Source organism: Heliomicrobium gestii (assembly GCF_009877435.1).
Lineage (GTDB): Bacteria > Bacillota > Desulfitobacteriia > Heliobacteriales > Heliobacteriaceae > Heliomicrobium > Heliomicrobium gestii.
In genome coordinates this window covers 426426-433445 of sequence record NZ_WXEX01000001.1, presented here as the reverse complement: position 1 = coordinate 433445, position 7020 = coordinate 426426, and the positions used below count along the sequence as shown (strand labels likewise).

Here is a 7020-nt window from a genome sequence, read left to right as displayed (position 1 = left end):
AAAAAAGTCTACCTGAGTGCGAAGAAGGCTCCCATGGATGGACATGGTCACTTTACTGTTCGCATGGGCCGATTCTCCATCTTCACCGGAGCGATCGACAGAATTCCTTCTGCCACCTGTTGAATAGGACCCACCATATCGACGAGCGCTTTGGCGATCACCATTTGTGAAAAAGACACAACGAGGGCGACAACCGACAACCGTATACGTTTATTGTATTAAGAAAGCCCTTCCGCGCAAAATCGTTGCACGGAAGGGCTTTCCTATATGTCGAAACTGGAAACTGCAAAAAACTAATCGTTATAACAGATTTCAAAGAGATTGTCTGATTGCGCCTTTATTTCCTCCAATCGCTCCCTATCATTCACCGGGTACTTCCACAGAGCACAGCAGACCAGGTGCTCTTTGTGTGTGTTTGGTATCGTATCCCCTTTCTTTACGTTACAAAAATAGATATCAGGCTCAACGGAAAGTCGATTCTTTTTAACGGAACTTACCGTCTTTCCTCTTTCAGCAAAGTATGTCTTTTGAAACATGCCAATCTCACTTTCCCTCGATACAATCCTATTTTCTACAAAAGTCGCTGAAGCCTTGGCAAGCAGATTGATCGTATTCAATTCCGTAACATGCAGCAGCAGCACATATAACCATAGCTCAATTAAAGATTCGCGCCCGCTTCTAATTCGTATACTATCGTTGATTAAAACCCCGCCTGGTCTGGGATTGACTTCAATGATCTCCCACCCCTTAGCGGTTTTCTTAAATTCGACATGGAAGCAGCCATAATGGAAGCTTAATGTCTGCAAGCACCTTTTTAAGAAGATAGCCAAGTCAGTTATTTCAGTCGTATTTAAGTCGGAGGGATTGTAAAATCGATCTTCCAATACCGTTAATTCAGACTGCGATATCTCTTTCTGGTGGATGGCGACGATATACCCCTCACCGTTGTAGGCAATCATTTCCGCAGAATACTCGACCCCTACAATTTCGTCCTCAATTACGAACTCGACACCGTCCTTCGTTAGCAACTTAACATAGGGATCCTCCTGCATCTCTCTTGTTAGAATCTCGATGTCTGATATCGATCTGCTGGAATCCAATTTGAATGTGCCGAAGGAATAGGCCGCTCTTCGCGGTTTAATAAATTTCGATTCTGACTGATTTTTGGCTATGTCGTAGGAAGACTCAGTCAGTTCTTCGATCCTTACTTTAGAACAACCGGCATCGATCAGGGCTTTGCGGCAGAGGTATTTATCGAGCGCGATCATGATGGATGCAGGGGAGCAGTCTTTCGCTCCGAGCCACATATTGACCTCCGCGCTGATGAGCCGCTGGGCTTCAATGGGCGCGATACATGCGACAACCTTTTTCCCGTCACTCTCCAACTGTGCGATCACGTCAAATACTTTTTCTCTGCTTAGGGTGGAGCCGTCAACCGTTTCAAACCATTCAACAGTATCTTTAATATCAACGACATCTGCATCATTTTCGTATTGGGTGGTAATAATATATGTTTCCAACCCTAATTGCTTTAATTTGCGATGAATTTCTTTGCACCACGACTTGCCTTGATGGACCAGCGCCAAAACACCACAATTCTTCATCGACGCCACCCCTATGCTTGATCCAAGCTTGCTTCTTGCTGGATTAGATCGATGATTTGATCTGATCCGAGCACCCTTGCGCAATATTTTTCCAACCATACCAATGCTCTTTCCGTATCCATCTCTTTTGTGGACACAACAACATCGGAGGGGACGATCACCTTGTATCCTCGAAAGAAGGCGTCGGCCGCAGTCGTTTGCACACAGATCTGGGTTTGCATACCAGTGATGATGACAGTGGTAATGTTTCGCTCTTTGAGAACATCGTCGAGGTTTGTATGAAAGAAACCGCTGTCCTTTGGCTTTTCAACGATAATGTCTGAATCATCTAAGACCTCATCGATAATTCTAGCCCCCTCCGCCCCCCTTACAAACTGTCGATCATGCCAATTTTGCTCGCCCCCGTCTTTGATCAACTGAAGGTGGATAACCGGCACCGAAAGTTCGCGAGCCTGCTTCAAGAAATGGATCTGATGAGGAAGAAACTTTTTTACTGCTTCTATTCTTTCCGGATGCTTATTCATCGCAGCATATTGCAGGTCATTTGTTAAGACGGCGAATCGTTCCATCTTATCTCAGCCCTTCCATGCATTTTGCAAATCTAGACAGGCCCTGTTTCCAGATTTGGAATATCTCATCCCGTGACAGATATTGGGTATTGGTTACAGATGGCCTGTCCTCTCTCCACTCATCAAAATCCTTGCCGATGATTTCTATGTTGTATTTGTTGGGGTTTGCGTACAAATCAGTTCCTGGATAAGGCGTCGTGATATAATACTCGACTAAGTCAATTAATTTATCGTTAAAGAGATTCTCGGCATATTGAATGGTATTTTCAGCCGTTTCACGAGATTCGTCCGGCAAGCCGACCATCCAATAAAGCAATACATTCAACCCAGCACTTTTTGCCATATAGCAGGCTTTTCTTATACTTTCAACTGTAATTCCTTTTCTGATTTTGTTCAGTAGGTGCTGATTCGCAGACTCGGCGCCAAACTTAATTAGTTTGCAATTGCTTTCTTTCATGACATTCAGGATCTCCGGTGTGATCAAGTCTGTTCTGGTCTGGGATATCCACTTGAAATTCCTTTTGATCATCTCAGAACCGAAGTCTTGAACGTATGACTTATTGTATGTAAATGACTCGTCACCTACATAAAAAAGATCGATGTCAAAGAGATTATGCATGGCTTCCACTTGTTTGAGTGTTCTCTCCAGCGTTTGGTGTATGGGTTTCCGATTGCTCCAAAGCGTATCTGCACAATAGGCGCAATTGTATGCGCAACCCCTCGAGGTGTATATTCTTGCAAAGGAGATGATGCCCCGATAGGTTTGGGGGATTAAATGATATGCCGGCAATGGCAGTTCATCGGGAAGAATACGGGTCGAAGCAGCAGGATTATGAACAACGCCGCCATCCTCCTTCTTCCAGCTAATACCGCAAACCTGGGAAATGGGCTTGCCATTTTTAATACATTTAACAATGTCAGGTATGGCGCGTTCCCCTTCACCCCTGCATACAATATCGATGCTTCCATGCATGAGACATAATTCTGCTGTATTCGAAGCGTGGGCGCCGCCCACAACGACTGTAGCTGATTCACCAAAAATATCTTTAATTAATTTTGATATTTTAACGCAGACACTGAAGTTATTCGTAAAAGAGGACAAGGCAAAAACAGGTGAAGAGCAGGTTTCCAGTTCTTTTCGAATCGCCTCATAATCAACGTTCACTCCGCCGTATGGAGACAAATCTAGCACGCGTACATCCATGTCATTCTGTTCCAACGTGGCGCCAAGGGCGGCTATCCAGAGAGGCAGTTCCTTCACATCGTAAATCGGGACCTTAAACATGTCTCGCTCTACTACCCGGCCAAAGATCCCCCAATATTTATCATAAAATTCAAGTTCTTCTGGCTCGCTATATTCTTTAGCCAATAAGGGGACTTGCACCAGGATAATGTCATAGTCTCCCATTAATGAACACTCCCTACTCTTCTTTATCAGACGAACCGATTGCCGCTCGTCCCATTATGTTAACCTGCTATTCGCTACAGCAACTTGTCCCACCGATATCCCGCCATCGTTGCACGGGATTGCGCTATGGCAATAGACAGTAAAGCCTTGACTTTCTAAGACTTTTTTTGTATTTACCAATAAGAATTCGTTTAGGAAGACACCGCCGCTCAAGACCACGTCATTAACGCTACAATCTTTTCGAACTTTACAACACATCTCTGATACCATACTTACAACGGTAGAATGAAACATTCTGCTTAATTTTTCCTTGCTTAATTTGTGTCTCTGTGTAATGATAGCGCGAATTAAGGGGCGATAATCAATTTCGCAACATTCTCCATTATCATGGATACTAAATGGAAAAGGATCGGCCATGTCCATATTTCTATTCAGTAATGCTTCAAGTTCTATCGCAGCTTGAGCTTCATACTCGATAACAGTACATATGTTCAACAGGGCCGATACTGCGTCAAACAATCTCCCTACACTGCTTGATTTAAAGGAATTTATGCTTCTACGAGACATCTTGCACAAGACATCAATCTTAAAATCGTCTATATCACTAAATATTTCTTTTATGTTTTTATCATTTATATCGTCATATGAATGAATAAGCAGGTCCAGAGCTACCCGATAGGGTTCTTCTACGGCTTTATCGCCTCCAATCAACTGAAATGGTCGTAGGTGTCCTACGCGTTTTATCTCGCGCAGATCGCCGAGTAAGAACTCACCCCCCCATATGGTGCCGTCTAAGCCATACCCGGTCCCGTCCATGATGACCCCAATAACCTCATGGTTTATGCCGTTTTCAAACATGCACGACGCCATGTGCGCGTGATGATGTTGCACCTTCACAAGGGGTAACGAAAAGGATTGCGCAGTTACTGTTGAGAGATAGGCCGGATGCATGTCACAGGCGACTATTTTGGGGGAAATCGTTAATATTTTGCACAGATGCTCTATGCATTCAACTTGTCGATCCAGTGTATCCCTATTTTTTAGATCGCCTAAATGTTGGCTTACAAATAGATTATGGTCATGGCTAAGTGCGATTGTGTTTTTCAATTCGGCTCCAACGCCTAATATGCTTTTGTACTCTGCCGGCGCTTCAAAGGGCATTGGAACATACCCTCTGGACCGGCGAATCATCATTGTCATTGTATCCCTATCCGATTGTCCCACACTGGAACAGCGAACGATGGAATCGTCAACAAAGGTGTGGATATCCCGATTGTTAACCAGAAAATAATCAGCGACATCCTTTAATCTATGTATGGCATTTTCGTTTTTATAAATAATCGGGAAGCTAGAAATATTGCCGCTCGTCATGATCAATAGATCTAAGCCAGATTCAGACAGTAATAAATAATGGATCGGCGCCGACGGGAGCATCACTCCGATATTTGGATTGTGTGGCGCGATGCAGTCGGGAAGCTGGATATCCTCTCTTTTACGCAATAACACGATAGGCCGTTGAATACTTTGCAACAGATCTGCTTCCGCTCTTGATACGTAGGCGAATTTTTCAATTGTTGATATATTTTTTGCCATCAATGCAAACGGCTTTGAATCCCGTTTTTTTCTATTTCTAAGTTTTTTGATCGCTGCCTCATTTTGCGCGTCACAAGTTAGATGAAATCCGCCCAGACTTTTTACAGCGATGATATGGCCGTCGTTAATGTTTTGGGATGTAAACGCCAGCACGTCAACAGGGTCGATTTGATTGCCTTGGTTATCAAATAATTGCAACGACGGACCACAGTCGGGACAGGCATTCGGCTGAGCATGATATCGCCTATCGTCGATATTCAGATACTCACTTTTACAGGTCGGACAAAAAACGAATTTTTTCATTGTCGTGTTATGTCTATCATAAGGAATGTCTTGAATGATCGTATACCGTGGCCCACAATTGGTACAATTTATAAACGGATATTTATACCTTTTATCCTTTTCATCGTATAGTTCTCTTATACAATCATCACATAGATTGAAATCAGGCGATATCAACGTTTGAACCGATTCTGCCGTTACACTTTTTTTAATGATAAAATCGTGATAGGTTCCAACGGGTGTGTTGCAAGGAAGAGAAACAACATTCGTTATTTTCGCAAGCGGCGGCGGAGAATTTTTCACTTCTGATATGAAATCATCAAGATTCTGGGAACTGCTTTCAACCTCTAACAGAACCCCTTCGGAATCGTTTAATATCCATCCCTTTATGTTTAACTTAGCCGTGATTTTGTGAATAAAAGGTCTAAAACCAACCCCTTGTACGACTCCCGTAATTCGATATTTTCGAACCTCCATCTTCACCAATCCTCAGCACAATCTAGGCAACTCAATCCCTACCAATTCCTCTATCCGTCTTTTCGATCCATCGGGTTGATGGAACAGGACATGATTCCTGTCAGACTCAGAGACGTAACCAATGCAACAGGCGTTTTTGCCATAGGTCTCCTTGCGCAGCAGCGACAGCACATGTTCTGCCTGGTCTTCTCTAACAAAGAGACAGATACAGCCCTCATTCGCTAGATGAATCGGATTTATGCCCAGCATATCAGCAGCCATCATCACTTCAAGCGGTATGGGCAACTCCTGTTCCCATACATTCATCCCTGTATTCGTCATGGATGCAAATTCATGCAATACCGCTGAAAGGCCCCCGCGGGTCACGTCACGAATACACCGGATGGCTCCAGGTGGCGTGTAGTCAATGATATTTCTAATCATGCGGTTTAAGGGCGCGCAGTCGCTTTTGATCCTCTCTTCAAATCCCAATCCTTCGCGGAGTGATAATAAGTGAATGGCATGCTCCCCTATATTTCCGCTTAAGATGATTCTGTCTCCCGGTTGAATATTTTTGTAGGTAAGAGGCTCATTCATAAATTCGCCTACACCGCAGGTGTTTATAAAAATTTTGTCCACCTCGCCTTTGTTTACCACTTTGGTATCTCCGGCGACAATCAAAATATCCGCTTCCAGCGATGTTTCTCTTATGGTTTGTAAGATTGATACCAGATCTGCGATGGGAAGACCGACTTCGAGCACGAAGGACAATGTTAAATACTTCGGGTTTGCGCCGCTAACGGCTAGGTCATTTACGGTGCCGCAAATCGCAATTTTCCCAATATTGCCGCCACTAAAGAAAATAGGAGTAACAACAAAGGAGTCTGTGGTCATCGCGATCATACTTGTCCCTATCGGCAATACTGCGCTATCCTCCATCTGGCCAATGTAAACGTCGCCGAGCGTATTCGATATCAGTTCGACAAGCTCACGACTTCGTTTTGAACCTGTCCCATGATCGAGCACAATTGCATCTAAATCACTCATTCCGCCGTCCCCCCTGTTATCCATTCCTTTTCATTGCCTATCCTCCGGTAGATCACCGACG

General features: G+C 44.0%; 5 protein-coding genes. All 5 read right to left on the bottom strand.

Annotation, left to right across the window (positions count from 1 at the left end; translation table 11 throughout):
- Positions 1-293 precede the first annotated feature (293 nt).
- Genes GTO89_RS02030 through hypE form a run of 5 tightly spaced genes read right to left on the bottom strand, consistent with a single transcriptional unit; the run spans position 294 to position 6959 of the window.
- Positions 294-1604: an ATP-grasp domain-containing protein gene (locus GTO89_RS02030; protein WP_161260376.1), complete on the bottom strand. Its 1311-nt coding sequence runs from the start codon at positions 1602-1604 to the stop codon at positions 294-296.
- 11 nt (positions 1605-1615) lie between these two features.
- A complete protein-coding gene (locus GTO89_RS02025; protein WP_161260375.1) occupies positions 1616-2173 on the bottom strand; it encodes an isochorismatase family cysteine hydrolase in 558 nt (185 codons plus the stop codon).
- Between the two features lies 1 nt (position 2174).
- Positions 2175-3581, bottom strand: coding sequence for a B12-binding domain-containing radical SAM protein (locus tag GTO89_RS02020; RefSeq protein WP_161260374.1), 1407 nt, complete (start codon positions 3579-3581; stop codon positions 2175-2177).
- Positions 3582-3635: 54 nt separating this feature from the next.
- On the bottom strand, positions 3636-5933 hold the full coding sequence (gene hypF / locus GTO89_RS02015) for a carbamoyltransferase HypF (RefSeq protein WP_161260373.1): 2298 nt from the start codon (positions 5931-5933) through the stop codon (positions 3636-3638).
- A 12-nt stretch (positions 5934-5945) separates the two neighbouring features.
- Entirely contained in the window at positions 5946-6959 is a 1014-nt protein-coding gene (gene hypE, locus GTO89_RS02010; RefSeq protein ID WP_161260372.1) for a hydrogenase expression/formation protein HypE, read from the bottom strand.
- Positions 6960-7020 lie beyond the last annotated feature (61 nt).

Coding starts and splice junctions, on each gene's coding strand:
- GTO89_RS02030 (WP_161260376.1), bottom strand. CDS start 1,604: ATGAAGAATTGTGGTGTTTTGGCGCTGGTCCATCAAGGCAAGTCGTGG.
- GTO89_RS02025 (WP_161260375.1), bottom strand. CDS start 2,173: ATGGAACGATTCGCCGTCTTAACAAATGACCTGCAATATGCTGCGATG.
- GTO89_RS02020 (WP_161260374.1), bottom strand. CDS start 3,581: ATGGGAGACTATGACATTATCCTGGTGCAAGTCCCCTTATTGGCTAAA.
- hypF (WP_161260373.1), bottom strand. CDS start 5,933: ATGGAGGTTCGAAAATATCGAATTACGGGAGTCGTACAAGGGGTTGGT.
- hypE (WP_161260372.1), bottom strand. CDS start 6,959: ATGAGTGATTTAGATGCAATTGTGCTCGATCATGGGACAGGTTCAAAA.